Origin of the sequence: Pseudomonas sp. 22526, from assembly GCF_052044735.1 — a bacterium.
Taxonomy (GTDB): domain Bacteria; phylum Pseudomonadota; class Gammaproteobacteria; order Pseudomonadales; family Pseudomonadaceae; genus Aquipseudomonas; species Aquipseudomonas piscium.
The window spans coordinates 82,437-108,836 of the sequence record NZ_JBQENK010000017.1 but is presented as its reverse complement, the minus strand read 5'-3'; the positions used below and the strand labels follow the sequence as shown (position 1 = coordinate 108,836).

General features: G+C 63.8%; 23 protein-coding genes and 1 pseudogene. 11 read left to right on the top strand and 13 right to left on the bottom strand.

The features are described from left to right. Positions 1-37: 37 nt before the first annotated feature. The 3 genes from ACTJKT_RS23595 to ACTJKT_RS23585 are packed head-to-tail and all read left to right on the top strand — an operon-like array spanning position 38 to position 2,854. The gene (locus tag ACTJKT_RS23595) at positions 38-1,144 is read left to right on the top strand and encodes a diguanylate cyclase domain-containing protein (RefSeq protein ID WP_440788765.1); all 1,107 of its coding nucleotides are present in this window, start codon (positions 38-40) and stop codon (positions 1,142-1,144) included. Next, positions 1,137-2,075: an iron-sulfur-binding ferredoxin reductase gene (locus tag ACTJKT_RS23590; protein WP_440788764.1), complete on the top strand. Its 939-nt coding sequence runs from the start codon at positions 1,137-1,139 to the stop codon at positions 2,073-2,075. The genes ACTJKT_RS23595 and ACTJKT_RS23590 overlap by 8 nt, the downstream gene beginning before the upstream one ends. 29 nt (positions 2,076-2,104) lie before the next feature. Continuing rightward, positions 2,105-2,854 (top strand): enoyl-CoA hydratase-related protein, encoded by a 750-nt coding sequence (locus ACTJKT_RS23585; protein ID WP_440788763.1) that lies wholly within the window; start codon positions 2,105-2,107, stop codon positions 2,852-2,854. Positions 2,855-3,036: 182 nt separating this feature from the next. Here ACTJKT_RS23585 and pyk read toward each other — a convergent pair whose 3' ends face one another. Further along, complete coding sequence (gene pyk / locus ACTJKT_RS23580; protein ID WP_440788762.1) at positions 3,037-4,488, bottom strand: pyruvate kinase; 1,452 nt, start codon at positions 4,486-4,488, stop codon at positions 3,037-3,039. Between the two features lie 157 nt (positions 4,489-4,645). Here pyk and ACTJKT_RS23575 point away from each other — a divergent pair, with 157 nt between their 5' ends. Next, positions 4,646-5,020, top strand: a complete 375-nt coding sequence (locus tag ACTJKT_RS23575) for a tetratricopeptide repeat protein (RefSeq protein WP_440788761.1) — start codon at positions 4,646-4,648, stop codon at positions 5,018-5,020. Between the two features lie 145 nt (positions 5,021-5,165). Then, positions 5,166-5,525 carry a PilZ domain-containing protein gene (locus ACTJKT_RS23570; RefSeq protein WP_009050497.1) on the top strand — a complete coding sequence of 120 codons (360 nt, stop codon included), beginning with the start codon at positions 5,166-5,168 and terminating at the stop codon, positions 5,523-5,525. 3 nt (positions 5,526-5,528) lie between these two features. Here ACTJKT_RS23570 and ACTJKT_RS23565 read toward each other — a convergent pair whose 3' ends face one another. The 6 genes from ACTJKT_RS23565 to ACTJKT_RS23540 are packed head-to-tail and all read right to left on the bottom strand — an operon-like array spanning position 5,529 to position 12,292. Then, positions 5,529-6,860 (bottom strand): DUF58 domain-containing protein, encoded by a 1,332-nt coding sequence (locus ACTJKT_RS23565; RefSeq protein WP_440788760.1) that lies wholly within the window; start codon positions 6,858-6,860, stop codon positions 5,529-5,531. A 28-nt stretch (positions 6,861-6,888) separates the two neighbouring features. Next, entirely contained in the window at positions 6,889-7,914 is a 1,026-nt protein-coding gene (locus tag ACTJKT_RS23560) for an AAA family ATPase (RefSeq protein ID WP_440788759.1), read from the bottom strand. Beyond that, the gene (locus tag ACTJKT_RS23555; RefSeq protein WP_440788758.1) at positions 7,911-9,074 is read right to left on the bottom strand and encodes a DUF4350 domain-containing protein; all 1,164 of its coding nucleotides are present in this window, start codon (positions 9,072-9,074) and stop codon (positions 7,911-7,913) included. The genes ACTJKT_RS23560 and ACTJKT_RS23555 overlap by 4 nt, the downstream gene beginning before the upstream one ends. Next, complete coding sequence (locus tag ACTJKT_RS23550) at positions 9,071-10,609, bottom strand: DUF4129 domain-containing protein (RefSeq protein ID WP_440788757.1); 1,539 nt, start codon at positions 10,607-10,609, stop codon at positions 9,071-9,073. The genes ACTJKT_RS23555 and ACTJKT_RS23550 overlap by 4 nt, the downstream gene beginning before the upstream one ends. After that, positions 10,596-11,573 carry a stage II sporulation protein M gene (locus ACTJKT_RS23545; RefSeq protein ID WP_440788756.1) on the bottom strand — a complete coding sequence of 326 codons (978 nt, stop codon included), beginning with the start codon at positions 11,571-11,573 and terminating at the stop codon, positions 10,596-10,598. The genes ACTJKT_RS23550 and ACTJKT_RS23545 overlap by 14 nt, the downstream gene beginning before the upstream one ends. Next, complete coding sequence (locus ACTJKT_RS23540; protein ID WP_440788755.1) at positions 11,570-12,292, bottom strand: RDD family protein; 723 nt, start codon at positions 12,290-12,292, stop codon at positions 11,570-11,572. The genes ACTJKT_RS23545 and ACTJKT_RS23540 overlap by 4 nt, the downstream gene beginning before the upstream one ends. Positions 12,293-12,474: 182 nt before the next feature. On the opposite strand from ACTJKT_RS23540, the gene sbcB reads away from it, so the two are divergent. Then, positions 12,475-13,905, top strand: a complete 1,431-nt coding sequence (sbcB, locus tag ACTJKT_RS23535; protein WP_440788754.1) for an exodeoxyribonuclease I — start codon at positions 12,475-12,477, stop codon at positions 13,903-13,905. Between the two features lie 104 nt (positions 13,906-14,009). On the opposite strand, the gene mvaT is transcribed toward sbcB, so the two are convergent. Then, positions 14,010-14,384, bottom strand: a complete 375-nt coding sequence (gene mvaT, locus ACTJKT_RS23530) for a histone-like nucleoid-structuring protein MvaT (RefSeq protein ID WP_007931174.1) — start codon at positions 14,382-14,384, stop codon at positions 14,010-14,012. Positions 14,385-14,722: 338 nt separating this feature from the next. Between mvaT and purU the strand changes: the two genes are divergently transcribed. Further along, positions 14,723-15,571, top strand: coding sequence for a formyltetrahydrofolate deformylase (purU, locus tag ACTJKT_RS23525; RefSeq protein WP_440788753.1), 849 nt, complete (start codon positions 14,723-14,725; stop codon positions 15,569-15,571). A gap of 78 nt (positions 15,572-15,649) precedes the next feature. After that, positions 15,650-15,832, top strand: a complete 183-nt coding sequence (locus ACTJKT_RS23520) for a hypothetical protein (protein ID WP_016703378.1) — start codon at positions 15,650-15,652, stop codon at positions 15,830-15,832. A 66-nt stretch (positions 15,833-15,898) separates the two neighbouring features. Here ACTJKT_RS23520 and ACTJKT_RS23515 read toward each other — a convergent pair whose 3' ends face one another. From ACTJKT_RS23515 to ACTJKT_RS23500, 4 genes and pseudogenes are all read right to left on the bottom strand, one after another. Next, a complete protein-coding gene (locus ACTJKT_RS23515) occupies positions 15,899-16,675 on the bottom strand; it encodes a DUF2334 domain-containing protein (protein ID WP_440788752.1) in 777 nt (258 codons plus the stop codon). Further along, positions 16,668-17,789: a glycosyltransferase family 4 protein gene (locus ACTJKT_RS23510; protein WP_440788751.1), complete on the bottom strand. Its 1,122-nt coding sequence runs from the start codon at positions 17,787-17,789 to the stop codon at positions 16,668-16,670. The genes ACTJKT_RS23515 and ACTJKT_RS23510 overlap by 8 nt, the downstream gene beginning before the upstream one ends. Positions 17,790-17,960: 171 nt before the next feature. Further along, positions 17,961-18,725 carry a methyl-accepting chemotaxis protein gene (locus ACTJKT_RS23505; protein WP_440788786.1) on the bottom strand — a complete coding sequence of 255 codons (765 nt, stop codon included), beginning with the start codon at positions 18,723-18,725 and terminating at the stop codon, positions 17,961-17,963. Positions 18,726-18,818: 93 nt separating this feature from the next. Next, a pseudogene (locus ACTJKT_RS23500) lies at positions 18,819-19,850 on the bottom strand (HAMP domain-containing protein); the annotation flags it as partial. Between the two features lie 184 nt (positions 19,851-20,034). Between ACTJKT_RS23500 and ACTJKT_RS23495 the strand changes: the two are divergent. After that, the gene (locus ACTJKT_RS23495) at positions 20,035-21,522 is read left to right on the top strand and encodes a helicase HerA-like domain-containing protein (protein ID WP_097305436.1); all 1,488 of its coding nucleotides are present in this window, start codon (positions 20,035-20,037) and stop codon (positions 21,520-21,522) included. A gap of 15 nt (positions 21,523-21,537) precedes the next feature. Here ACTJKT_RS23495 and ACTJKT_RS23490 read toward each other — a convergent pair whose 3' ends face one another. Then, positions 21,538-21,993, bottom strand: a complete 456-nt coding sequence (locus ACTJKT_RS23490) for a DUF721 domain-containing protein (RefSeq protein WP_007931160.1) — start codon at positions 21,991-21,993, stop codon at positions 21,538-21,540. 306 nt (positions 21,994-22,299) lie between these two features. Between ACTJKT_RS23490 and secA the strand changes: the two genes are divergently transcribed. After that, complete coding sequence (gene secA, locus ACTJKT_RS23485) at positions 22,300-25,041, top strand: preprotein translocase subunit SecA (protein ID WP_440788750.1); 2,742 nt, start codon at positions 22,300-22,302, stop codon at positions 25,039-25,041. A gap of 123 nt (positions 25,042-25,164) precedes the next feature. After that, a complete protein-coding gene (gene argJ / locus ACTJKT_RS23480) occupies positions 25,165-26,382 on the top strand; it encodes a bifunctional glutamate N-acetyltransferase/amino-acid acetyltransferase ArgJ (RefSeq protein ID WP_440788749.1) in 1,218 nt (405 codons plus the stop codon). The last annotated feature ends 18 nt before the right edge of the window (positions 26,383-26,400 follow it).

Below are 26,400 nucleotides of genomic sequence, written 5' to 3'. Positions count from 1 at the left end.
ACTCTTTAAAGCCCCCTTTCGCATGGTGAGTCAACGATTGACCCATAACGCTATCCAGAGTCTTTTACTCAAGCGCTTCGTTCTTGCGGCGGGTACCTATGGACTGGCGTTGCTGCTGCTCTGGCTGGCGATTTTCAGTGGCCACTATTCGGCGCCGCTGCGTTCGGCGCTGATCGATACCGGCCTGGTGGTGCTGAGCCAGGCGGTGCTGCTCTGGCTGTTTGTCTCGGGGAGAAACCTGCGCTTTCGCGACCCGAGCCTGACCGAGATCCAGATCCTCCTGGGCATCGGCTGGCAGACCTGGATGCTGGCCCACCTCGATACCGCGCGCGGCACCTTCCTGGTGTTCTATCTGCTGACGCTGCTGTTCGGCCTGTTCCACCTGCCGCGCCGGGCTTTCGTGCGTTGCGCCCTGTGGATTTTCATCGGCTTTGCCGGGATCACGCTGTGGGACGGCTACCACTTCCGGCTGGCCGATCCGATGCTCGCCGTGCTGCAGGTGTGCGTGCTGTTCGTGGTGCTGGCCTGGCTGTGCCTGTATGCCAGCTATGTGCAGGCTTCCCGGCAGCGCATGCGGCAACGGCGCTTCGCCTTGCAGGCGCACCAGGACACCTTGCGCGGCATGATGCGACAACTGGAAGATCTGGTCGCCACCGACGAACTGACCGGCCTGTACAATCGACGGCATTTCCTGCGGCTGGCTTCGCGCGAACTGCACGCGATGAGCCTGGACCAGATGCATGGCCTGGCGCTGATCGACCTCGATCACTTCAAGCGGATCAACGACGTGCACGGCCATGCCGCCGGCGATCAGGTGCTGCAGGCGTTCGCCGCCGTGGCCAGCGCCTGCTTGCGCGATGGCGATGTATTGGCCCGCTACGGCGGCGAGGAGTTTGTCATGTTGTTGCCCGATTGCGATCCCGAACGCCTGACCTCCTGCTGCGAGCGTCTGCGCATGGCCTTCATGGACGCTCAGTTGATCGGCATCGAGGTGCCGGGCCTGAGCTTGTCCGTGGGCATGACCCTGGTGGAACTGGGCGACGATCTGGACGATGCCCTGCAACGTGCCGACCAGGCGCTGTACCGGGCCAAGCGCGACGGGCGCAACCGCTGCGCCGCGGCCTGGGAAAATATCGATGCCTGAGCTGCGTGTCGGTGAGCGGCAGTGGTCGGTGGCTGCTGGCAGCAACCTGCTGGATGCCTTGAATCAGGCCGGCGTGGCGGTGCCTTACAGCTGCCGCGCCGGCAGTTGTCACGCCTGCCTGGTGCACTGCGTCGAGGGCCTGCCCAGCGACAGCCGGCCCGATGCCCTGAGCGACGATCAGCGCCAGCGCGGCTGGCGGCTGGCCTGCCAGTGTCAGGTGGTGGAAGACCTGCGGGTCGAAACCTACGACCCGCTGCGCGATGGTGCGCCGGCCGAGGTGGTGGGCGTCGACTGGCTGTCGGCCACGGTGCTGCGCCTGCGTTTGCAGCCGGAGCGCAACCTGCGGTATCAGGCCGGCCAGCACCTGGTGCTGTGGACGGCTTCCGGCGTGGCGCGGCCGTATTCGCTGGCAAGCCTGCCCGGCGAAGACCGCTTTCTCGAATTCCATCTCGATTGTCGCCAGCCTGGCGAGTTCAGCGACGCGGCGCGCCAGCTCAAGCCCGGCGATGGGCTGCGCCTGGGCGAATTGCGCGGCGGGGCGCTGCATTACGACCCGGACTGGCAAACCCGGCCGCTCTGGCTGCTGGCGGCGGGCACCGGGCTGGCGCCGTTGTTCGGTATCCTGCGCGAGGCTTTGCGCCAGGATCATCAAGGCGCCATCCGCGTCATTCACCTGGCCCATGACGCCAGCGAGCATTACCTGGCCAAGCCCTTGGCGGCACTGGCGGCGAACCATGCCAACCTCAGTGTCGAGCTGTTGACCGCGACCGAGCTGCCAGCGGCTTTGGCACAACTGCGGCTTGTTTCGCGGCAAACCCAGGCCTTACTCTGCGGGCACCCCGACAGCGTCGATGCTTTTGCCCGACGCTTGTACCTGGCGGGGCTGCCGCGCAATCAACTGCTGGCCGATGTATTCCTGCCCCGTGGTTGAGCGCTGATCCGTCCTGAGCGAGACCACCCATGACCGATACCATCCTGCTTGAACGCGAGGGCGGGCTGCTGACCCTGCGGCTGAACCGCCCGGACAAGAAAAACGCCCTGACCCGGGCCATGTACAGCCAGCTGGCCGAAGGGCTGCGGCAAGCCGACGCTGACCCTGAGGTCCGCGCGGTACTGATCAGCGGCAGCAGCGACTGCTTTACCGCCGGCAACGACATTGCCGATTTCCTCCAGCAACCGCCCACCGGCCTCGACAGCCCGGTCTTCCAGTTCATGCTCAGCCTGTTCGAGTGCCGCAAGCCGGTGGTCGCCGCGGTCGCGGGAGCGGCGGTGGGGATCGGCACCACCCTGCTGCTGCATTGCGACCTGGTGTACGTCAGCCGCGATGCCCGCTTGCGCATGCCTTTCGTCAATCTCGGCTTGTGCCCCGAATTCGGCTCCAGCCTGATCCTGCCGCGCCTGCTCGGGCAGGCCAGGGCTGCCGAGCTGTTGTTGCTGGGCGAAGGTTTCAGCGGTGAGCAGGCTGCGCAGTGGGGCATTGCCAACCAGGCCTTGGCCGATGGCGCGGCGACCCTGGACAAGGCCCGGGAGATGGCGCTGCGTTTCGAGAAGCTGGCGCCGCAGGCGGTGCAGATCAGCAAGCAGCTGATGCGCACACCCGATCGCGAGCAACTGCGCAAGGTGATTGCGGAGGAGGGGGCTCTGTTCACCCAGCGCCTGCATTCGCCGGAAGCGTTGGCCGCCTTGTCGGGATTTCTTGCCAAGAGCTGACTCCAGCCCTGTAGGAGCGAAGCTTGCTCGCGATGGCGGGCGCCGCGTTGTTTCTGGCGGACCGCGGTGTAGCTATCGCGGGCAAGTCGGATCGCCGCCCGCTCGCTCCTACGGGTTTGCAGGATCCATAAAAAAGCCCCGCAGTCTTCACTGCGGGGCTTTTTATTGTTGCCTCAGGTGACTCAGACCATCGGGTCGCCAACGTGCAGGATCTTCATGCCGTTGGTGCCGCCGGTGGTGTGGTAGCTGTCGCCCTTGGTCAGGATCACCCAGTCGCCTTTCTCCACGACGCCACGCTTGACCAGCTCGTCGATGGCCTTCTGGCTGACTTCGCTTGGCGGCAGGGACGCCGGGTCGAACGGGATGGTGTAGACGCCACGGAACATCGCGGTGCGGGCCTGGGCTTCACGGTGCGGGGTGAACGCGTAGATCGGCACCGAGGAGCGGATACGCGACATGATCAGCGGGGTGTAGCCGCTTTCAGTCAAGGCGATGATCGCCTTCACGCCCGGGAAGTGGTTGGCGGTATACATGGTGGCCAGGGCAATGCTCTCGTCGCAGCGCTCGAAGGTCTTGCCGATGCGGTGGCTGGAGGTCTTGCTGGTCGGGTGCTTTTCCGCGCCGATGCAGATACGCGCCATGGCCTGCACCGCTTCGAGCGGGTAGGCGCCGGCGGCGGATTCGGCGGACAGCATCACGGCGTCGGTGTAGTCGAGCACGGCGTTGGCCACGTCGGACACTTCGGCGCGGGTCGGCATCGGGTTCTGGATCATCGACTCCATCATCTGGGTCGCCACGATCACCGCCTTGTTGTGGCGACGTGCGTGCAGAATGATTTTCTTCTGGATGCCCACCAGCTCGGCGTCGCCGATTTCCACACCCAGGTCACCACGGGCCACCATCACGGCGTCGGAGGCCTTGATCAGGCCGTCGAGGGTTTCGTCGTTGGCCACGGCTTCGGCACGCTCGATCTTCGCCACCAGCCAGGCGGTGCCGCCGGCTTCGTCGCGCAGTTGGCGGGCGTATTCCATGTCCGCGGCGTCGCGCGGGAAGGACACGGCCAGGTAGTCCAGGTCCATGGCCGCGGCCAGCTTGATGTCGGCCTTGTCCTTTTCGGTCAGGGCCGGGGCGGTCAGGCCACCGCCGCGACGGTTGATGCCCTTGTGGTCCGACAGCGGGCCGCCGATGGTCACGACGCAATGCAGTTCGGTGCTGGTGGCGGTTTCGACGCGCATCACCACGCGGCCGTCGTCGAGCAGCAGCTCGTCGCCCACGCCGCAGTCCTTGACCAGGTCCGGATAGTCGATGCCGACGATGTCCTGGGTACCTTCGGTCAGCGGGTGGCTGGTGGAGAAGGTGAACTTGTCACCGATCTTCAGCTCGATGCGCTTGTTGGCGAATTTGGCGATACGGATCTTCGGGCCTTGCAGGTCACCCAGCAGTGCGACGAAGCGCCCATGCTTGGCGGCCAGGTCACGCACCAGCTTGGCGCGAGCCTTGTGCTCGTCCGGGGTGCCGTGGGAGAAGTTCAGGCGGGCGACGTCCAGGCCAGCCAGAATCAGCTGTTCGAGAACTTCCGGCGAGTTACTGGCCGGGCCAAGGGTAGCGACGATTTTGGTACGACGGACGGACATGCAAAGACTCCTGAGTTCAAGCGCAACGAGAGGCTACTATGGTCCGCAGCTGTAGTCATTGTTCGTTTGCACTACTTATTCGTTTGTTTCTTTAAACGAACATTCCTGAAGATTTTCCAACGCGGGTCGATAACGTGCACAAGACAGGAGAACCCCCATGCGATTCGTGCTCATTGCTGCCCTGGCCGTCAGTATTGTCGGCTGTACCCGCTGGTCGATGGACCATCATCTGAATACCGCCTACCGCGCCTACGACGCCGGCAACTGCGAACGGGTGATACTGGAACTGAGCCAGGTCGACCGCACGAGTCGCTCGCGCCCTTATATCCAGCCCGAGGTATCGATGCTGCGCGGACAGTGCCTGGAGCGGCAGAAGCTGTTCCTCGATGCCGCGCAGACCTATCAGTACATCATCACCGAACACCCGAGCAGCGAATACGCCTACCGCGCCCGCGCGCGCCTGGAAACCCTGCAGCGACTGGGTCACTATCCCTCGCGCAGCAGCGCTCAGGCGCGTCCGACCGCGTTGTAACTTTTCATCTGCTGTCGCGGGTCCGCGTGAGCCTTCTAACATCTGCGAGCCTGTTTTAGAGTATCGTTTCTAAAATGGGCCGGCCGGGGCCGACAGTCCTCGGCGCGACGATGCGCAATGACCTTCTTAAATAGCGATGCATGACATGTTCACGGACCGGCGGATCGAGCGGCACCAGTTGCCGTGTTTTTTGAAAGTGTTCAATCGGCTGACCGATCGACCCATCGGTTATCTGGGCAATGTCTCCGAAGACGGCTTCATGTTGATCAGCCAGTTGCCGATGCTGATCGGCGCCGATTTTGAGTTGCGCCTGCAGGTTCCCGGCCGCGACGGCCAGTTGCAATCGATCGAGATCACCGCCTCCTGCCGCTGGTGCCATGAAGATGTCACGCCCCACCATTACGATACCGGCTTCGTGCTGCTGCGTTCGCCTCCCGAGTACCGCGAGCTGGTGACGGCCTTGCGCAGCTACTTCAGTTTCTACCCGTTGCAGACCTCTGCTTGAGCGTTACAGCGTCCCGGCCTTTTTCCAGCTGAGGTAACGGGTCACCAGTTCCGCCCCCAGTTCACCCGGCCGCACATCGAGCAGGGCGACGCCCTGGGCGCTCAGGCGCTCATGCAGGTCGGTACGGGCATTCAGGTAATTGATCGTGCCGCAGTAGGCCAGGGCGTCGGGCAGGTTGTGCACTGGCGCCTGGCGCAGCTGATCGAGGACTTCCTCGCGCAGGCTGGCCACCAGTACCCGATGCTGGCGCCCGAGGCGCTTGACCGCGGTCAGCAGTTCCTCGTCGTCCTCGTCCCGCAGGTTGGTCACCAGCACCACCAGGGCCCGGCGTTTCTGGCGCGCCAGCAGCTCGCTGGCGGCGGCCTGGAAGTCGGCGCAGCGCTGGCTGCTGTCCAGGTCGTAGACGGTGTTGAGCAAGGCGCTCAACTGGCCCGCGCCCTTGACCGGCGCCAGGTAGCGGCGGCGTTCGCCGGCAAAGGTGTTCAGGCCCACCGCATCGCCCTGGCGCAAGGCGACATAACTGAGCAGCAGGCAGGCGTTGAGCGCATGGTCGAAATGCGCCAGTTCCCCGTCCTGGCTGCGCATGCGCCGACCGCAGTCGAGCATGAAGACGATCTGCTGGTCGCGTTCGTCCTGGTACTCGCGGGCAATCGGCGTGCGTTGCCGGGCGGTGGCTTTCCAGTCGATCTGGCGCAGGCTGTCGCCCTCGCGAAACTCGCGCAGCTGGTTGAACTCCAGGCCCAGGCCACGACGCGGCTGTTGCCGCACGCCGATCTGGTTCAGCCAGTTGTCGACGGCCAGCAACCGGGCGCCGTAGAGGCGGGCGAAATCCGGGTAGACGCGCGTGCTGTCGTTGAGCTTCAGCAACCGCCGCGCCGACCACAGGCCCAGCGGGCTGGGCAGGCTGACCTCGCAGCGCTCGAAGTTGAAATGGCCGCGCTTGAGCGGCCGCACCCGGTAACCCAACGCCTGCGACTGGCCCGGCTCCAGCAGCAGCGACTGCGGCAGGTACTCGAAGCCCAGGCCGTCCGGCACATGATCGAACAGCTCCAGGGTCAGCGGCTGGGTAAAGTCGTGGCGAACCTCCAGGCGCACTTCGCTCCAGCGCCCCAGGGGCAGGCTGCCGGGCAACTGACGCTGGAGCTGGGGCGAAGGCAGGCGCCTGAGCCGGAAGGCGTCCAGCACGGCCAGCAGCAACAGGGCCAGGAGCAGGCCCCAGGCAATCGCTTGCAGGCTGGTCGCGACCGCCAGGCCGTAGGCGCGCGCGGCGCCGAGCAGCACGTCCAGCGCCAGCAATACGCCAAGCCAGGTCAGAAACAGGCGTGAGGGTTTCATCGCTTTGGCGGGCTCGCAGTCATGAATCTCATAGTCGCGGTGCCGGTACTTGATCGAGCAGTTGCTTGAGCACCTGCTCCACCGACAGGCCTTCGATATCCAGTTCCGGGGCGATCCGCACGCGATGGCGCAGCACCGCCAGGGCGCAGCCCTTGATGTCGTCCGGAATGACGAACTCGCCGCCCCGCAACAAGGCCCGGGCCCGCGCCCCACGCACCAGGGCGATCGACGCCCGTGGCCCGGCGCCGAGGGTCAGTCCCGGCCAGCTGCGGGTGGCCCGGGCCAGCCGCACGGCGTAGTCGAGGACCTGCTCGTCCAGCGGCAGGTCGCTGGCGATCCGTTGCAGGGCCAGCACGTCCTTGGCCTGCAGCAGGGTGCGCAGCGGCTGCACGTCGAGCATGTCGGCCCGGGGCGAGCGGGTGACCTGGCGGACCATGTTCAACTCCTGGTCGCTGTCCGGGTAGTCCATGCGCAGCTTGAGCATGAAACGGTCGAGTTCGGCTTCCGGCAGCGGGTAGGTGCCTTCCTGTTCGATCGGGTTCTGCGTGGCCAGTACCATGAAGGGCTGGACGATGGGCAGCGCCCGGCCTTCGAGGGTGACCTGGCGCTCCTGCATGGCTTCGAGCAGGGCGGCCTGGGTCTTGGCCGGCGCGCGGTTGATCTCGTCGGCCAGCAGCAGGTTGGTGAACATGGGCCCCTTGCGCAGCTTGAACTGCTCGGTCTGCAGGTCGTAGACCGCATGGCCGGTGACGTCGCTGGGCATCAGGTCCGGGGTGAACTGGATGCGCGCGAACTCGCCGCCAAAGCAACGGGCCAGGGCCCGCACCAGTAAGGTCTTACCCAGCCCGGGCACGCCTTCGAGCAGCACGTGGCCGCCGGCGATCAGGGCGGTGAGCACGTCGTCGATCACCGCGTCCTGGCCGATCACCGCCTTTTGCAGTTCATGGCGCAGGGCCTGGGCCAACTGGCTGGCGCGCTGGCGTTGCTGGACGGCATGCGCTTGCGCATGACCGGGCTCGGTGGCGGGAAGCGGTTCGGCGGGAAGGTCGCTCATAGGGCATTCCTGAGAGTTTGCAGGTGGGTGACCAGGCGGCTGAAGTCGGCGCTGGAAAGGCGTTGTGTCGGCTGGGGGGCCAGGGCCTGGCTGATGACGCTGTCCGGTTGCCGGGTGAGGCGGGCCAGGACCTGCCCTTGTTCGGCGGCGGTGAGTCGTTCGAAACCGGGATGACGATGCTGGGCGCGGCGCAGGATGTCCTGGCGCAGGGCCTGCAGCAGCCCTTGCTGGCCGGTGCGGCGCAACAGGAAGCGGGCACTGGCTTGCAGGTGCTCGCGCAACTGGCGCCGGGCCTTGGGTGTCGGCGCCTGCATCGGTCCGTGGCGAACCCCGACATGCCACAGCCACAGGCCAAGCAACGCCGCCAGGGCCACCAGCGCCTGGGGGAAGTACTTCAGCAGCAGGCTCCAGAGGCTGTCGTGATCGGTGTCGAACAGCAGGGTGACGTCGCTGTCGGCGCTCAGGTACCAGAGCAGCCAGGCGTTGTCGTACTTGGCTATGAGCGGGGTCTTCCAGATCTCGGCATCGGTGAGCACGGTAACCGAACCCTTGCCGTAGCTCAGTTGCATCATGTGGGTCGCCCGGGCGCTGTTGGCCCAGGACTGGGCGAGGTTGTCCGGGTCTTCCAGATGGAAGTCGGTGTCGAAACCGATGTAGGCCGGCGCGTCTTCGTCTTCCAGGTAGAGCTTGGTCAGTTTCGGGTAGGGCTCTTTGCCGGCGTCGGGCGGCGGGGCTTTCAGGTCCTTGCTGAGAAACTGGCGCAGGTGCAGGCGATCGAGCAGCAGGTCGCCGCTGCGTCCGGCTTCTTTGTTCCACAGGGCTTCGGCGACGAGCAGCAGGCGCCCGCCGGCCCTGGCCCAGTCCAGCAGTTGCTCGACCTGTTGCGGCGTCATGTTCGAGCGCTCGCCCAGCAGCAACAGGCTGTGCTGCTCCGGCTTGAGGGTCGGCAGCACTTCCAGGCCGTTGGCGTGGTGGACCTGCAGGCCGCGCTGGCGCAGGAACATTTCCGCCGCCAGGTAAGGGTTGGCGCGGGCTTGCGGGGAAGGGCCGTGATCGATGGTTTCCTGGTAGGGCCTGGCGTTGAGGTAGAGGTACAGCAGCAAGCCGCCCAGCAAGCCGGCGACCAGCAGCGCGAGCAGCGGCAGCAGGCGCCGGTTCACCGTGGCGCTCCCGGGCCGAACAGGGTCCGCCAGCCATCGCACAGTTCCTGCTTCAGCTGTGCGGGAGGCAGGCGATGACCGTAGGCCAGGTTCTGCCAGTGCTGGGTCAGGCTGCTGCTGAACGCCTGGAGCTGGGGCAACTGCAAGGCCTTGATCTGCTCGAGGACCTGGCCCTCGGTGTCCGCCGGTTTCAGCGGTAGGCGGAAGTCATGCAGGAGCCGGCTCAGCAGCGCGCGGTACAACAGTCCGAGGGCTTCGCGTGGCTGCTGCGGCCAGAGCGCCTCGGCTGCGCTGGCAACATCCTCGGGCAAGGCGTCGGGGCTCAGATCCAGGCCAAACAGCTGTTGCGGAGCGGTTCGCGCGGGGACCTTGCCCGGCCGCGGTCGGCGGCCGACAAAGGCCCGCAACCACTCACGATGACGCCACACCAGCAAGGCCAGCGCTCCCAGCAGCAGGGCCCAGAGCAGGATCTCCAGGGCCTTGGCCGCGGCGCCGAAGACACTGCTGTCGAGCAGATCGGTCAGGGCCTTGAGCCAGCCCGGCAGCTCAGAGTCTTCAGCGCTTTTCGGGCTGTCTTCGTCGAACCGGTAACGGGTCAGGGTCTGCGGGTTCTTGAAGGGCGGCTGGTCGAGGATCTGGCTGATGCTGTCTTTCGCGGCCTGGCTGGTCAGCGGCTGATCCAGCAGGCGCGGGCTGTCGGGTGTGGCGAGCGGTTCGGCGGCCCAGGCCTCGGGCGCCAGGGGCAACAGGCTCAGGCTGCCCAGGACCAGCAGCAGGGCGACGCCGCTCAAGCGCTGCCGCAGGCGGCGCAGCACCAGTTCGATATCCCAGGCCTCCAGCAGCGTGCGGCGATTGAGATAAAGGCTGAAGCCGCAGGCAACGTACACCGGCTCCCAGATAATCAGGATCAGGGCATAAAAGGCGTTGGTCAGGTGTTCGAGCCAGAGCCAGTCCTGCTGGGCGGCGGCGATCAGGGACTGCCAGTCCCAGTCCAGTTCTATCTGCTGTGGCAGCAGCAGATAGAACAGCGCCAGCAGGCCGATCCACAAGATGCCTTCCAGGTGCACGCCGATCAGGGTCAGCCAGTGCGCGGCCCCGGCATTGCGCTGTAGCAACACTTGCACCCGCTGCTGGCGCGCCTCGCCGCTCAGGCCTTCGAGCTGCACCACGGGCATGATGAAGCTGCGGCTCAGGCTCAGGCGGCGCCAGGTCAGGCTGGCCAGCAGTTGCGGCTTGAGCAGCCGTGGCCATTGGCGCAGGGCCTGGCGCAAGGTCGGGGTTTCGCCGAACAGGGCCTTGGCGAGGATATACAGCGGCAGCCGTTCGAAGGCCGGCTTGAGCCACCAGAACAGCAGCAGGGCGAGGGTGGGCGAGTCCCAGAGCAGCAGGCTGAGTAGGGCGAACACCGGCAAGGTGATCAGCGCCCAGCTGGTCATCAGCAGGCGCCGGTGGCGCTGGCTCAGCAGCACCCCCAGGTCCATGGCTTCCCAGGTCGTGCGCGGGCGGATCACCACGCTGGCTTCACTCAGGCGCATGACGGCGTCCAGCGAATATCAGGTAGGCCAGGACCAGCAGCCAGCAGGCGCCGCCGACCAGGTATTTGATCCAGGCCGCGGGCCAGGTCAGGGAGGACCAATAGGCTTCGATAAATGCGGCGATCAGCAGAAACAGAATGACCCCGCAGATCAACTGCACACTGGTGCGCGCGGCCAGCAGCAAGGCTTCGCCGCGGGGCAGACGCCCGGGGGCGATCAGCGCCCAGCCCATTTTCAACCCCGCCGCGCCGGCCAGGGCGATGGCGCTGAGCTCGAAGGCACTGTGGCCGACGACGAACGACCAGAAGGTGGCGCCATAGCCGATCTGGGTCAGGTGCCCGGCCACCGCGCCTATGGTCAGGCCGTTGAAAAACAGGAAGAACAGGCTCCCGAGGCCAAACAGCAGGCCACTGGCAAAGGTCTGAAAAGCGATGCCGATGTTGTTCATGATGTAGTAGCTGAACATCATCCAGTCTTCGCCGGCGGCGCGGTTGGCGAGCCGGCCCAGGCGGCTGGCGTTCGGGTCGTAGAGGCGTTGCATCTCGGCCACCTGTTGCGGGCTGATCACGCTGTAGATCAGCTCGGGCACCAGGTACACCAGCAGGCCGATACCCAGCAGGCTGCCAAAGAACACCAGGCTGGCGGCCAGGACGAAGCGCCATTGCTCGCGCACGAGCTGCGGGAAACCGGCCAGGATGAAGCCCAGGACCCGGGCGCCCAACGGGCTGCGTTGGCGATAGAGCTGCTGATGGCCACGCAGCGCCAGTTGCTGCAACGGATCGACCAGAAAGCTGCTGTAGCCGCGCTCCTGGGCCAGGGCCAGGTGCTGGCACAGGCGCCGGTAATCCTCGGGGAAACGGGCGCTGGTCTCGGGCGTCGCCTGGCCGCGTTCCAGTTGCTCGAGCTGTTCGCGCAGGCGCTGCCACAAGGCTTGATGACGGCTTTCGAACAGGCTCTGTTTCATGTCGGCCCCAGCAGCCCGCGGGCGATGCCGTTGAGTTCGGCAGTGGCTTGCGCAGGCGTGACATGCAGGGGCTCGGCGAGCAGGGCGGCCAGTTCCTGGACCCGCTGCGCGGACAGTTGTTCCTGGCGTTCGGCGAAGCTGAGGATGGCCCGCTGTTCGGCCAGGCTCAGGGCGAAGGCGGCGGTTTTGGCGGGCACTGCCGGCAAGGTCGGGCGGACCACCGGCTGCTCGCGGTAGATCACCAGCGTGCCGGCGGCCAGGTCGCCGAGGCGCTTGAAGGTCGGGTGCTGCAGGCAACTGATGGCGCCGAGGCAATAACCGAACGGCAGCATGTCGACAAAACGCAGCAGGTTGCGGGTCAGGGAAGGGCCCCAGCCGATGGGCGTGCCATCGTCCTGCACGACCCGCAGGCCCATCAGTTGCTTGCCTGGCGAGCAGCCCTGGTTCAACACCTCGAACAGCACCATGTACCACCAGCTGACCAGAAACAGCAGGATCGAACCCAGGCCCATGCCGAGCTGCCCGAGAAACCCCAGGACAATAAACAGTACGCCGAGGATCAGGCCACGAAAGCCCAGGTCGATGGCAAAGGCCAGGGCGCGCGGCATCAGCCCCGCAGGCCGCAGCGGCAGGTCGATGCCTTCTGGCGTTTCGACCTGGTAGCGGGTGTCCAGTGGCGGGGGCAATGCTTTCCCTGGCAGTGCTGTCGTCTCGAGCATAGGCAACTTGAGGCTGGCCTGGTGGCGATGGATGACCGCCTGATGCTAGCAGTGTCGGAGGGGCGAACGACATCATTAACTGTCCCGCGTGACGCGAGTCGTTACCCTTGAATCGCAAGAAGGCTGGCCGCGGCCGGTGCCAAGCGCCTAGACTTCGCCGGTCTTTTGCTCAGGAACAGCCCGTGACTTCCATCTTCTGGTACGACTACGAAACCACCGGCATCAACCCGCGCTGCGATCGGCCGTTGCAGGTGGCAGGGATTCGCACCGACTTCGAGCTCAACGAAATCGGCGAGCCGGTCAATCTCTATTGTCAGCCCAGCGACGACATCCTGCCCCATCCGGCGGCCTGCATGATCACCGGCATCACCCCGGGGCGGCTGGCCGAGCAGGGGTTGAGCGAAGCCGATTTCATGACCCGGGTGCATGCCCAGCTGGCGGCGCCGGGCACCTGTGGCGCCGGCTACAACACCCTGCGCTTCGACGACGAGATGACCCGCTACAGCCTGTACCGGAATTTCTTCGACCCTTACGCCCGCGAGTGGCAAGGCGGCAACAGCCGCTGGGACCTGATCGATGTGGTGCGCACTGCCTATGTCCTGCGCCCGGAAGGCATTGTCTGGCCACGGGACGAGGAAGGGCGGGTGACCCTGAAGCTGGAGCGCCTGACGGCGGCCAATGGCATCGATCACGGGCATGCCCACGAGGCGCTGTCCGATGTGCGCGCCACTATTGCCTTGGCCAAGTTGATTCGGGACAAGCAGCCGAAGCTGTATGAATGGCTGTTCCAGTTGCGCAGCAAGCAAAAGGTCATGGACCAGATCCGCCTGCTGCAACCGCTGGTGCATATTTCCGGGCGCTTTTCCGCGGCGCGCAGTTATGTCGGCGTGGTCCTGCCGCTGGCCTGGCACCCGCGCAATCGCAACGCCCTGATTGTCTGCGACCTGCACCTGGACCCACAGGGATTGCTCGACCTGGACGCCGAGACGTTGCGCCAGCGCTTGTATACCCGCCGCGAAGACCTGGCCGAAGGCGAGTTGCCGGTGCCGTTGAAGCTGATTCATATCAATCGCTGCCCGGTCGTCGCGCCGCTGAATGTATTGCGTGGCGAAGACCAGCAGCGTTTGCAACTGGACATGGCGGAATATAAGGCTCGGGCGCTGCGGCTAAGTGACGCACAAGAAGTTTGGCGGGATAAACTTGCGGCAATTTATGCCAGCGAGGATTTCCCCCCCAGCCTCGATCCCGAGCAGCAGTTGTACGATGGTTTTATCGGCGATCGCGACCGACGCTTGTGCGAACAAGTGCGCAATGCCGAACCGGCTCATTTAGGGCAAGAGCAATGGCCGTTCGATGATGAACGTTTGCCGGAATTATTATTTCGTTATCGCGCCCGTAACTTTCCTGACACCTTGAACGGGGAGGAGCAAGAACGCTGGAAAACATTCTGTCAGCAGCGCCTGTGCGACCCGCAGTGGGGAGCGCCCAATACCCTGGAAAGTTTCAATCAGGCGGCTGCCGAACTACTGGCGAGTGCTACATCGGTTCAGCGTCAGGTGCTGGATGAGTGGCAGGATTACAGTCGGTCGCTGGCGCTGCGTTTCGGGCTTTGATTGTTCGGCTTAGAACATTTCGGGCGTTTGCCGGAAATAAAAAAACGCCAGCAAGCTGGCGTTTTTTCATAAGGTCGCAAATCCCTCTGTGACGGGCGTACGGCTTAACCCAGCAGGGTTGCCCAGCCTTCGACCACGTCGCCGCCCCACTTGGCTTTCCACTCTTTCAGAGTTTTGTGGTTGCCACCCTTGGTTTCAATGACTTCGCCGTTGTGCGGGTTCTTGTATTGTTTGACCTTGCGCGCGCGCTTGGTGCCGGTAGTTTTGGCGGCAACACGTGGCGCCTTAACTTTCGAGTCCGGATCCAGCAGCGCGATGATGTCGCGCAGGGACTTGGAGTATTCACCCATCAGGGCGCGCAGTTTGCCTTCGAATTCCAGCTCGGCTTGCAGTTTGTCGTCTTGCGACAGGTTCTTCAAACGGGCTTGCAGCTCTTTGATAGCTTCTTCTGTGGCGCGGTATTCGTTGATCAGGGACATGAGAATTGCCTTATGTTGAGTGCTGAGTGGCAGGTGACAGTGGCGTAATAATAGTCAGGCAGTTTGCCCAAGTAAACAATAAAGCCGTCTTTTATTTAATTTGATTAGAGTGTTTAGCAAAGAAGCTGAGTGATGAGTTAAATGTTGTGAACGAGTCCGCAGGAATATTCCCCAAAGAGTTATAGGACTATTTCCAAGTGTGACTGATTTCCCGCTCGCATCGGGCATGAGCCCTACGGGCAGCTCAGAGGAATCGGATTCCGACATCACGAATACTGCAGTTTTGTCGCGCAATCGCTAGAATGGCGGCCTTTGCGAAGTTCTGGAGTTTCCCCCTCATGCGCACTTTTCGGTTGGTGATTTCTTGCCCGGACCGCGTTGGCATCGTTGCCAAAGTCAGTAACTTTCTGGCGTCCCACAACGGCTGGATCACCGAAGCCAGTCACCACTCGGATGACCTGAGCGGCTGGTTCTTCATGCGTCACGAAATACGTGCCGACTCTTTGCCGTTCGGCCTTGAAGCTTTCCGTGAAGCCTTTGCGCCGATTGCCGAAGAGTTCTCGATGGACTGGCGCATCACCGATACCGCGCAGAAGAAACGCGTGGTGTTGATGGCCAGCCGCGAGTCCCATTGCCTGGCGGACCTGCTGCACCGCTGGCACAGCGACGAACTCGACTGCGAAATCTCCTGTGTGATTTCCAACCACAATGACCTGCGCAGCATGGTCGAGTGGCATGGCATTCCTTATTACCACGTGCCGGTCAACCCGCAGGACAAGGAACCGGCGTTCGCCGAGGTCTCGCGCCTGGTCAAACAGCACGATGCCGAAGTGGTGGTGCTGGCGCGCTACATGCAGATCCTGCCGCCGGAGCTGTGCAGCGAATACGCGCACAAGGTGATCAACATCCACCACAGCTTCCTGCCGTCCTTCGTCGGCGCCAAGCCTTACCACCAGGCTTCCCTGCGTGGTGTGAAGCTGATCGGCGCGACCTGCCACTACGTGACCGAAGAGCTGGACGCCGGCCCGATCATCGAGCAGGACGTGGTCCGTGTCAGCCACAGCGACAGCATCGAAGACATGGTGCGTTTCGGTCGTGACGTCGAGAAGATGGTCCTGGCCCGCGGCCTGCGTTACCACCTGGAAGACCGTGTGCTGGTGCACGGCAACAAGACTGTAGTGTTCTGATCAAAAGTGCTCTGATCGAATCCGCCGGGCCTGGGCATTCAAGCTCCAGGCCCGGCGATTTTTCATGAGGATCGGCCGATGAGTGATCCACTGGATAAAGCCACATCCAAGGCACCCGCCACCCTCGGTGAGGGCTGCCTGAGCCGCTACGACCCGGACGACATGAGCGCCGAGGACGGTACCGAATTTCCCGGTGCCGCCGAGTTGTGGCAGCAGTTGCAGCAGGATGCTCCGGATACAGACCCGCCTAAGCCTGCTTGAGCTTCATCAGGGTGCGCAGCAAGGGGCGCCCGACCATCAGCAAGAATACCGACCCGATCGTCCGGCTCATGGGGCACCGCGCGCCCTCGGCGGCTGGGTGTCCAGCCAGTCGGCCTTGGTCAGAGGCTGGCGTCCTTGCTCCAGCAGGCGTTCGAGGATGTCCAGCCAGTACTGGCGCGAGTCGGGGTAACGCATGTCCACCGGGTGCAGGCCGAGGCGAATGACCGGTGCCTGTCGCCAGCGTCGTTCGCGTTGGGCGTTGACCAGCCGGGAGACTTGTCGGCGCCAGGCGCTGCGGGCGCTCCACACCAGGCCGGGGGCGGCGATCGGCGAGAAGTCCGGCAGCCGGTACAGATGCTGCGGGCCGCTGGTGTAGCGCAGGGGCAGTTGGCGCAGGGCCTGGCGCGTGCCCGGGCTCATCAGCCAGGCGGGGGCGACGAACCCCTGCACGGGCCAGTTATAGCGCTGGAACACTTCCAGCCCGGCATGCAGGCGTGCCAGGGCAGCATTTTCCGAGAGGCTGTGGAACTCGCCCTCACGGGTGTACAGGCGGCGCATGAACCAGTCGTACGGGGTGCTCGGTGGCGGCTGGTCGTCGCAATGGAAGCAACCATGCAGCACCAGTTCGTCGCCCCGTTCCAGGCGCGCGCTGAGCAGCCGGCGAAAACCGGGATGGGCATCGAGCGGGTTTTGCCGGTGAAAATCCGGTACCACCAGCCAGGTCAGCGGCACGTTGCCCAGCGCGTCGACGGCTTCGACGAAGGGTTGGTAGTCGATCCAGGTTTGTGGCGCGACATCGTGCAAGACCAGCAGCACGCTGGGCACGCCGGCGGACTCAACCATGGGCCAGCATCGGCTGCTGGGTGCCGAGCACGGCGCGATAGTGCTGCAGCAGGCTGGCGACCACCCTATCCCAGGCGTAGTAGCGCTCGACATGCCGGCGCGCCCGTTGGCCTCGCTCGGCACACCCCTGGGCGAACAGCTCTTGCACGACATTGGCCATCGCCAGCGGATTGTTCGGCGCACAGAGCAAGCCACCCTCCGCGGTGACGATTTCCTGGAAGGCCCCGGCGGCCACCGCGACCACCGGAATGCCGCTGGCCATGGCTTCCAGGATCACCAGGCCAAAGGTTTCCTGGTCCCCGGCATGGACCAGGGCATCGGCGCTGGCCATCAGGCGGGCGACCAGAGGGGCCGGGCAGAACTGGTCGATCACCGTGACATTCTCCGGTACCGCGGTCGGCATGGCCGAGCCCACCAGCAACAGGTGGTAGCGCTTGCCCAGGCGTTGCATGCAGTTGAGCAGCACCGGCAGGTTCTTTTCCTTGGAGCCGCGACCGGCAAAGATCAGCAGGCGGCAGTCTTCGGCAATCCCCAGTGCGGCGCGCAGGCGGGGGTCGCGATGACTCGGGTGGAAGGTCTGCAGGTCCACGCCCAGCGGTTGCACATAGACGTTGCGCACGCCCAGGCCGATCAGTTTGTCGGCCATGACCTGGCTGGGGGCCAGGACCCGGTCGAAGTTGCCGTACAGCTTGCGCACGTAGGCTTCGACATTCGGGGTCAGCCAGGGGCCCATGCGGTTGCTGACCAGCAGCGGCAGGTCCGAGTGATAAAAGCCGATCACAGGTACGTCCAGCTGGCGCCGGGCATCCAGGGCCGCCCAGGCGGTGAGGTAGGGATCGCCGACTTCGATCAGGTCCGGTTGCAGGTCCTGCAGGATATTGCGCCAGGGCCCCAGGCGCAGGGGAAAGCGGTAGCCCTTGCCAAAGGGCAGGGCGGGAGCGGGGACTTTATAGATACCGTCTCGTTCGTTGAAGTGGGCCCCGGGAACCAGCAGGCTGTGACGGATGCCTGGCAGGCGTCCCAGGCGACGGTGCTTGGCGTCCAGATAGGTGCGCACACCACCGCTGGCAGGGGCGTAGAACATGGTTATGTCAGCGATATGCACGATGATCATCCCTCCGATCCGCTGCTCTCCTTAGGGTTGACCCTTATCAAGGATAGATGTTCGGTCGGGCTGCCGTGGCGCTTGGCGAAGGGTCTGGATGAACGGTTTGCTGCGAATGAAGGACAGATTGTCGCCAGTCCGGTGCCGGGGGTTTGCCCTGGCACCGGGTGGCTGAAGGGGTCAGATGCGGAAGCTGCCGACCAGTTGCTTCAGGCGGGCGGCCTGCTGCTCCAGGTCGGAACAGGCGCGCAGGGTCGACTGCAGGTTTTCCACGCCTTCCTGGTTCAGGGTGTTGATCTCGGTGATGTCCATGTTGATCGACTCCACCACCGAGGTCTGTTCTTCGGTCGCGGTGGCGACCGACTGGTTCATGCCGTCGATCTCACCGATGCGCTGGGTCACGCTGTTCAGGCGCTCGCCGGCCTGGTTGGCGATTTCCACGCTGTCCTGGCTGTGGCGCTGGCTGTTGCTCATGGTGCTCACCGACTCGCGGGCGCCGATCTGCAGCTCCTCGATCATGGTCTGCACCTGTTGCGCCGACTCCTGGGTGCGGTGGGCCAGGTTGCGCACCTCGTCGGCGACCACGGCGAAACCGCGCCCGGCCTCGCCCGCCCGGGCTGCTTCGATGGCCGCGTTGAGGGCCAGCAGGTTGGTCTGCTGGGAGATGCTGGTGATGACTTCGAGGATCTGCCCGATGTTCACGGTCTTGCTGTTGAGGGTTTCGATGTTGCTGCTGGAGGCGCTGATCATGTCCGACAGCTGGTTCATCGCCAGGATGCTGCGGTCCACCACTTGCTGGCCGTCCTCGGCCAGGTTGCGCGCATCACTGGCTTGCTGCGAAGCCTGGGCGGCGTTGCGGGCGATTTCCTGAGCGGCGGCGCCGAGCTGATTGATCGCTGCGGCCACGCTGTTGGTGCGGCTGGCCTGTTCGTCGGAGTTGAGCATCGACGAATTGGAGGCGCTGACCACTCGCAGGGCGACTTCGTTGACGTGCTCGGTGGCCGACGAGACTTCGCGGATCGAACCGTGGATACGCTCGACGAAGCGGTTGAACGCGGTGCCGAGGATGCCGAATTCATCCTGGTTCTGGATGGTCAGGCGACGGGTCAGGTCGCCTTCGCCCTCGGCGATGTCCTGCATGGCGCGGGTCATGACGTGCAAGGGCTGCATCAGTACCCGGATCAGCATGCCCAGCAGGGCGATGATGATGGCCACGGCGATGACGGTGGCAATGATGGCCGAAGCGCGGAACTCGCTGAGCATCGAGAACGCCCTGTCCTTGTCCACGGACAGGCCGATGTACCAGTTCACCGACGGCAGGCCCTTGATCGGGGTGAAGGTGACGATGCGGGACTTGCCCTCGACTTCGATCTCGCTGAAGTCGCCATTGATGCGTGGCGTGTTCTGCGGATAGGCCTCGCTCAGGCTCTTCATGAGCAGCGCCTTGTCCGGGTGCACCAGGATCTTGCCGTCGGCGCTGACCAGGAAGGCATAGCCCATGCCGTCGAAATCCAGGGCATTGAGGGTTTCGACCAGGGTTTGCAGGCTCAGGTCGCCGCCCACCACGCCGATGCTCTGCCCGGCATGCCGCGAGGCAGTGGCGACGGAAATGATCAACTGGCCGGTGGCTGCATCTATATAGGGTTCGGTGAGGGTCGAGCCGCTGCTGCTTTCGGCGCCCTTGTACCAGGGGCGAACGCGCGGGTCGAAGCCGTCGGGCATCTTCGCGTCCGGGCGGATGGTGAAGCTGCCGCTGGCATCGCCCAGGTAGGAGGCCATGAAGGTCGAGGTCAGGGCTTTCTGTTCGAGCAGACTGGCGACCTTGGTCGATTGCGGGTCGATCGCCAGGTTTTGCGCCAGGTTTTCGATCAACAGGATGCGTCCGGTGAGCCAGGTCTGGATGTTGCTGGCGGTCACATCGCCCATTTCATGCAGGTAATTGTCCAGGTCTTCGCGGATCGCGTTGCGCTGTAAATAGTCGTTGTACAGCGTGAAGGAGGCGAAGGCGGCAATGACGATGAGGGCGGCGGCAAGCAGGATTTTATGGCTGAAGCGCAGGTTTTTGTTCATGGCTTGTGGTGTCCGCTAAGGTCTTAATGTCACGAGCGTGCTCTTATAAAAGCGCGCAAAATGGGCAGGGTTGAAAGTAAGTTGATATTTCCATCTCTCCTTAGGGAATTATCTGGCCTATTTTTCAGTCTTTTCTGGTCTGATATCGGCCGGTCAAGGCTAAAGATTAACCATGGGTGACAAAATGCCGGATTCATCGCAACTCGTTATCGGTGCCGATCTCGCAGGGCAACCGATTGCCCAGGCCATGCGCCTGGCAAACCGTCACGGGCTGGTGGCAGGTGCTACCGGGACAGGGAAAACCGTCACTTTGCAACGACTGGCGGAAGCCTTCAGCGATGCCGGTGTCGCGGTGTTCGCCGCGGATATCAAGGGTGATCTGTGCGGCCTGGGCGCCGCGGGCAGTCCCCAGGGCAAGGTGGCCGAACGTATTGCCGGGATGCCGTGGCTGAACCACAAGCCCCAGGCTTATCCGGTCACGTTGTGGGACATCCACGGGCAGTCCGGGCACCCGCTGCGGACCACCTTGAGCGAAATGGGTCCGCTGCTGCTGGGCAGCCTGCTGGAACTGACCGACAGCCAGCAGTCGGCGTTGTACGCGGCCTTCAAGGTGGCTGACCGCGAAGGCCTGTTGCTGCTCGACCTGAAAGACCTCAAGGCGCTGCTCAACCACCTCAAGGACAACCCGCAGTTGCTGGGGGATGACGCGGCGCTGATGACCACCGGTTCCAGCCAGGCCTTGTTGCGGCGCCTGGCGACCCTGGAGCAGCAGGGCGCCGAAGCCTTGTTCGGCGAGCCGGCCCTGCAACTGGAAGACATCCTGCAGCCGGCCAGTGACGGGCGCGGGCGGATCCACCTGCTCGACGCCAGCCGCCTGGTGCATGAGGCGCCCAAGGTTTATGCGACCTTCCTGCTGTGGCTGCTGGCCGAGCTGTTCGAGCAACTGCCGGAGCGCGGCGATGCGGAAAAGCCGCTGCTGGCGCTGTTCTTCGACGAGGCCCACCTGTTGTTCGCCGGGACGCCCAAGGCGTTGCAGGACCGCCTGGAGCAGGTGGTGCGGCTGATTCGCTCCAAAGGCGTGGGCGTGTACTTCGTCACCCAGTCGCCGGGCGACTTGCCGGACGACGTGCTGGCGCAACTGGGGCTGCGCATCCAGCACGGCTTGCGGGCATTCACCGCCAAGGAACAGAAATCCTTGCGCGCCGTGGCGGACGGCTTCCGGCCGAACCCGGCATTCGATGCCCTGTCGGTGCTGACCGAGTTGGGGATTGGCGAGGCGCTGGTCGGCACCCTGCAGGAAAAAGGTACGCCGGAGATGGTCCAGCGAGTGCTGGTGGCACCGCCGCAATCGCGCATCGGGCCGCTGACCGAGGCTGAGCGCGCGGCGCTGATCAGCAGTTCGCCGTTGGTCGGCCGCTATGACAAACCGATCGACCGCGAGTCGGCCTATGAAGTGCTGATGGGGCGCAAGGGCCTGGCACCTGAGGCCGAGGCTGCGCCGGGCAAACCCGCCGCCGAAGAGCCGAGCTTTACCGATCGGGCCGGCGAGTTCCTCGGCACTGCCGCCGGTCAGGCCCTGAAGTCCGCCATGCGCCAGGCCGCCAACCAATTGGGTCGGCAGCTGGTGCGCGGGTTGATGGGATCTCTGCTGGGCGGCAGCAAGCGCCGCTGATCGGCGGCTGGCCAGTTACGCCCGTGGTTTGGCGTGGCTGGCCAGGCGCTCCAGGGCTGCGCGCAGGTTGGGATCGGTGATGCCGTCGGCAGTGGCCTGAATGGTCTCGGCGGCATTGCTCGACAGGTCCATGGTGTGGCCGGCCGCGCCGCGTTGCACGGTGGGAGGCTGCACCTTGAACAGAATCCGCGTCAGATTGTTGAACTCATTGAATTCCAGAAGCTGACGTTGCAGGCGTTTTTGCTGATAACGCAGGCGTGTCGCCCAGTGGCCGTCGGTAACGATCAGCAACAGGCTGCCTTCGCGCCAGGAGGCGACGTGGCAGTGCTCGCGCGCGGCCGGTTGCAGCTGGCTTTCCAGCAGGCGCTGCAAATGCGCCAGGCGCTGGGCGTGGCCGAGTATGGCTTTGAGAGGCTTGGCTTCGCGAAGGAGTACGGCGGGTGCTCTGGCCGTAAGAGGGCGAAATGCCATGATCAGACACCTGAAGTTACAGAGCCGCCATGGTAGCAGAAAGCGCTGGCCAGGCTTCGCTCATCGCTGCGGCTGCGCTTTATCTATTAAATCAATGGTTAACTTCGTACTCGTCCGGGTTGAAACTGGCGCAAAAGGCCTTATTGTAAGTGAGCCCCGTCACAGCGCTGTACCAGCATCGTGGAATAACGCCACTTTCCTCACCATCGTTTCCGGGTAGAATGCTCGTTCGCATGCGGCCATGAGGGCTGCACGGGCGACTCACGGGGCCGCCCTCCATCCCTATGTGTGGAAGATCCTGCCGATATGTTTGCGCCTTTGTTAAAGAAACTTTTTGGAAGCAAGAACGAGCGTGAAGTCAAACGCATGCTCAAGACGGTACAGATCGTCAATGCCTTCGAAGAGCAAATGGTGGCCCTTTCGGACGATCAGTTGCGCGCCAAGACTGAAGAGTTCAAGGCCCGCATAGCCAAAGGTGAATCCCTCGACAAACTGCTGCCCGAAGCCTTTGCGGTCGCCCGCGAAGCCGGCAAGCGGGTCATGGGTATGCGCCACTTCGACGTACAGTTGATCGGCGGCATGACCTTGCACGAAGGCAAGATCGCCGAAATGCGTACCGGTGAAGGCAAGACCCTGGTGGCGACACTGGGCGTTTACCTCAACGCGCTGTCCGGCAAGGGCGTGCACGTGGTCACGGTGAACGACTATCTGGCCCGCCGCGACGCCAACTGGATGCGCCCGCTCTATGAATTCCTCGGCCTGACGGTCGGCGTGGTCACGCCGTTCCAGCCGCCGGAAGAGAAGCGCGCTGCCTACGCCGCCGACATCACCTACGGCACCAACAACGAATTCGGTTTCGACTACCTGCGCGACAACATGGCTTTCAGCATGGAAGACAAGTTCCAGCGCGAGCTCAATTTTGCCGTGATCGACGAAGTCGACTCGATCCTGATCGACGAGGCCCGTACCCCGCTGATCATTTCCGGCCAGGCTGAAGACAGTTCCCGCCTGTACACCGAAATCAACAAGCTGATCCCGCGCCTTGAGCTGCACGTCGAGGAAGTGGAAGGCGAGGTCACCAAGGCCGGTCACTTCACCGTCGACGAGAAGACCCGTCAGGTCGAGCTCAACGAAGCCGGCCACCAGTTCATCGAAGAGATGCTGACCCAGGTCGGCCTGCTGGCGGAAGGCGAGAGCCTGTACTCGGCGCACAACCTGGGCCTGCTGACCCACGTCTATGCCGGCCTGCGCGCGCACAAGCTGTTCAACCGCAACGTCGAATACATCGTCCAGGATGGCCAGGTGGTCCTGGTGGACGAGCACACCGGTCGTACCATGCCGGGTCGCCGTCTGTCCGAAGGCCTGCACCAGGCCATCGAAGCCAAGGAAAACCTCAACATCCAGGCCGAAAGCCAGACCCTGGCGTCGACCACCTTCCAGAACTACTTCCGTCTGTACACCAAGCTGTCCGGCATGACCGGTACCGCGGATACCGAAGCCTTCGAGTTCCATCAGATCTACGGCCTGCAGGTGATGGTCATCCCGCCGAACAAGCCGCTGGCGCGTAAAGACTACAACGACCTGGTGTTCCTGACCGCGGACGAGAAGTACGCCGCGATCATCAGCGACATCAAGGAATGCATGACCCAGGGCCGTCCGGTCCTGGTGGGCACCGCGACCATCGAAACTTCCGAGCACATGTCCAACCTGCTCCAGAAGGAAGGCATCGAGCACAAGGTCCTGAATGCCAAGTTCCACGAAAAAGAAGCGGAAATCATTGCCCAGGCCGGTCGTCCGGGCGCCCTGACCATCGCCACCAACATGGCCGGTCGCGGTACCGACATCCTGTTGGGCGGTAACTGGGAAGTCGAAGTCGCCTCCCTGGAAAACCCGACCCCCGAGCAGATTGCCCAGATCAAGGCCGACTGGCAGAAGCGTCACCAGCAGGTGCTGGAGTCCGGCGGTCTGCAGGTGATCGCGTCCGAGCGTCACGAATCGCGTCGTATCGACAATCAGCTGCGCGGTCGTGCCGGTCGTCAGGGCGACGCCGGTTCCAGCCGTTTCTACCTGTCCCTGGAAGACAGCCTGATGCGCATCTTCGCCTCCGACCGGGTGAAGAACTTCATGAAGGCCCTGGGGATGCAGTCCGGCGAAGCGATCGAGCACCGCATGGTGACCAACGCGATCGAAAAGGCCCAGCGCAAGGTGGAAGGCCGCAACTTCGACATCCGCAAGCAACTGCTCGAGTTCGACGACGTCAACAACGAACAGCGTAAAGTGATCTATCACATGCGTAACACGTTGCTGGCCGCGGACAACATCGGCGAGACCATCTCCGACTTCCGCCAGGACGTGCTCGACGCCACCGTCAGCGCGCACATTCCTCCACAATCGCTGCCTGAGCAGTGGGACGTGGCCGGTCTGGAAGCTGCGTTGCAGAGCGACTTCGGTGTGACCCTGCCGATCCAGCAATGGCTCGACGAAGACGATCACCTGTACGAAGAAACCCTGCGCGAGAAGCTGCTGAACGAGCTGGTGGCGGCGTACAACGAGAAAGAAGACCAGGCCGGTGCCGAAGCACTGCGCACCTTCGAGAAACAAATCGTTCTGCGCGTGCTGGACGACCTGTGGAAAGACCACCTGTCGACCATGGATCACCTGCGTCACGGTATTCACCTGCGTGGTTATGCGCAGAAGAACCCGAAACAGGAATACAAGCGCGAGTCCTTCACCCTGTTCTCCGAGCTGCTGGATTCCATCAAGCGCGACTCGATCCGTGTGCTGTCGCACGTTCAGGTTCGTCGCGAGGATCCGATCGAGGAAGAGGCGCGCCTGCGTCAGGAAGCCGAGGCACTGGCTCAGCGCATGCAGTTCGAGCACGCCGAAGCCCCGGGCCTGGAGCAGCCGGAAGCGCTGGAAGAGGGCGTCGATGTCGACGTGGCCCTGGCCTCCGCTCCGGTACGCAACGAGCAGAAACTGGGCCGCAACGAACTGTGCTACTGCGGTTCGGGCAAGAAGTACAAACACTGTCACGGCCAGATCAACTAAGATTTTCGCCAGACACTGAAATACCCGCGCCGCGACCGGCATCAGCCGTCGCGGCGTTTTTCCATTCGCCGCACTGCCTTTTGCGATGGCAGTGCACCCATCAGGTTAAAGAGGAGCGCATTCATGGCTGTTGGTCTTGGTCCTTTGCCAACGTTGCACCCGGTTGCCGGTTTTGAACTCGGTATCGCTTCGGCGGGCATCAAGCGCCCGGGGCGCAAGGATGTTGTGGTCATGCGCTGCGCCGAGGGCTCTACAGTGGCTGGTGTGTTCACCTTGAACGCGTTCTGCGCCGCTCCGGTGATCCTGGCCAAGCAGCGTGTGCAGGGCCCTGTGCGTTACCTGCTGACCAACACCGGCAATGCCAACGCCGGTACCGGTGAGCCAGGCCTGGCCGCCGCGACCCGCACCTGCGCCAAGCTGGCCGAGCTGACGGGCGTCGATGCCAGCGCCGTGCTGCCGTACTCCACCGGGGTCATCGGCGAGCCATTGCCGGTCGAGAAGATCGAAGGCGCATTGCGGGCCGCGCTGGATGACCTGTCCGTGGACAACTGGGCCGCCGCGGCCACTGGCATCATGACCACCGATACCCTGCCCAAGGGTGCCAGCCGCCAGTTCCAGCACGACGGCGTGACCATCACTGTCACCGGCATCAGCAAGGGCGCGGGCATGATTCGTCCGAACATGGCGACCATGCTCGGTTACATCGCCACCGACGCCAAAGTTTCCCGTGAAGTGTTGCAGAACCTGCTGCTGGACGGCGCCAACAAGTCGTTCAACCGCATCACTATCGACGGCGATACCTCCACCAACGACTGCTGCATGCTGATCGCCACCGGCCAGGCAGCCCTGCCGGAAATCACCGAGGCCAGCGGCCCGCTGTTCGCCGCGCTGAAGCAGGCCGTATTCGAAGTCTGCATGGAAGTGGCCCAGGCCATCGTGCGTGACGGCGAAGGCGCGACCAAGTTCGTCACGGTCGAAGTCAGCGGCGGCGGCAATCACCAGGAGTGCCTGGATGTCGGCTACACCGTGGCCCACTCGCCATTGATCAAGACCGCGCTGTTCGCGTCCGACCCGAACTGGGGGCGTATCCTGGCCGCTGTCGGTCGTGCCGGCGTGCCGGACCTGGATGTGAGCAAGATCGACGTGTTCCTCGGCGAAGTGTGCATCGCCAGCCGTGGCGCGCGTGCCGCCAGCTATACCGAAGCCCAGGGCGCGGCGGTGATGCAGCAGGAAGAAATCACCATCCGCATCGAGCTGGGGCGCGGTGATTGCAGCGAAACCATCTGGACCACCGACCTGTCCCACGAGTACGTGAAAATCAACGCGGAATACCGTACCTGATCGACCCCTGATCGCGAG

Excerpts from the sequence above, each read along its gene's own strand:
- ACTJKT_RS23520 (WP_016703378.1), top strand. The coding sequence starts at position 15,650 with ATGAGTGATCCACTGGATAAAGCCACATCCAAGGCACCCGCCACCCTC.
- ACTJKT_RS23570 (WP_009050497.1), top strand. The coding sequence starts at position 5,166 with ATGTTCACGGACCGGCGGATCGAGCGGCACCAGTTGCCGTGTTTTTTG.
- ACTJKT_RS23540 (WP_440788755.1), bottom strand. The coding sequence starts at position 12,292 with ATGCTCGAGACGACAGCACTGCCAGGGAAAGCATTGCCCCCGCCACTG.
- ACTJKT_RS23560 (WP_440788759.1), bottom strand. The coding sequence starts at position 7,914 with ATGAGCGACCTTCCCGCCGAACCGCTTCCCGCCACCGAGCCCGGTCAT.
- purU (WP_440788753.1), top strand. The coding sequence starts at position 14,723 with ATGCGCACTTTTCGGTTGGTGATTTCTTGCCCGGACCGCGTTGGCATC.
- ACTJKT_RS23550 (WP_440788757.1), bottom strand. The coding sequence starts at position 10,609 with ATGCGCCTGAGTGAAGCCAGCGTGGTGATCCGCCCGCGCACGACCTGG.
- ACTJKT_RS23510 (WP_440788751.1), bottom strand. The coding sequence starts at position 17,789 with ATGATCATCGTGCATATCGCTGACATAACCATGTTCTACGCCCCTGCC.
- ACTJKT_RS23515 (WP_440788752.1), bottom strand. The coding sequence starts at position 16,675 with ATGGTTGAGTCCGCCGGCGTGCCCAGCGTGCTGCTGGTCTTGCACGAT.
- ACTJKT_RS23495 (WP_097305436.1), top strand. The coding sequence starts at position 20,035 with ATGCCGGATTCATCGCAACTCGTTATCGGTGCCGATCTCGCAGGGCAA.
- ACTJKT_RS23575 (WP_440788761.1), top strand. The coding sequence starts at position 4,646 with ATGCGATTCGTGCTCATTGCTGCCCTGGCCGTCAGTATTGTCGGCTGT.
- ACTJKT_RS23490 (WP_007931160.1), bottom strand. The coding sequence starts at position 21,993 with ATGGCATTTCGCCCTCTTACGGCCAGAGCACCCGCCGTACTCCTTCGC.
- ACTJKT_RS23585 (WP_440788763.1), top strand. The coding sequence starts at position 2,105 with ATGACCGATACCATCCTGCTTGAACGCGAGGGCGGGCTGCTGACCCTG.
- argJ (WP_440788749.1), top strand. The coding sequence starts at position 25,165 with ATGGCTGTTGGTCTTGGTCCTTTGCCAACGTTGCACCCGGTTGCCGGT.
- ACTJKT_RS23505 (WP_440788786.1), bottom strand. The coding sequence starts at position 18,725 with ATGCTCAACTCCGACGAACAGGCCAGCCGCACCAACAGCGTGGCCGCA.
- mvaT (WP_007931174.1), bottom strand. The coding sequence starts at position 14,384 with ATGTCCCTGATCAACGAATACCGCGCCACAGAAGAAGCTATCAAAGAG.
- secA (WP_440788750.1), top strand. The coding sequence starts at position 22,300 with ATGTTTGCGCCTTTGTTAAAGAAACTTTTTGGAAGCAAGAACGAGCGT.
- pyk (WP_440788762.1), bottom strand. The coding sequence starts at position 4,488 with ATGTCCGTCCGTCGTACCAAAATCGTCGCTACCCTTGGCCCGGCCAGT.
- ACTJKT_RS23545 (WP_440788756.1), bottom strand. The coding sequence starts at position 11,573 with ATGAAACAGAGCCTGTTCGAAAGCCGTCATCAAGCCTTGTGGCAGCGC.
- ACTJKT_RS23565 (WP_440788760.1), bottom strand. The coding sequence starts at position 6,860 with ATGAAACCCTCACGCCTGTTTCTGACCTGGCTTGGCGTATTGCTGGCG.
- ACTJKT_RS23590 (WP_440788764.1), top strand. The coding sequence starts at position 1,137 with ATGCCTGAGCTGCGTGTCGGTGAGCGGCAGTGGTCGGTGGCTGCTGGC.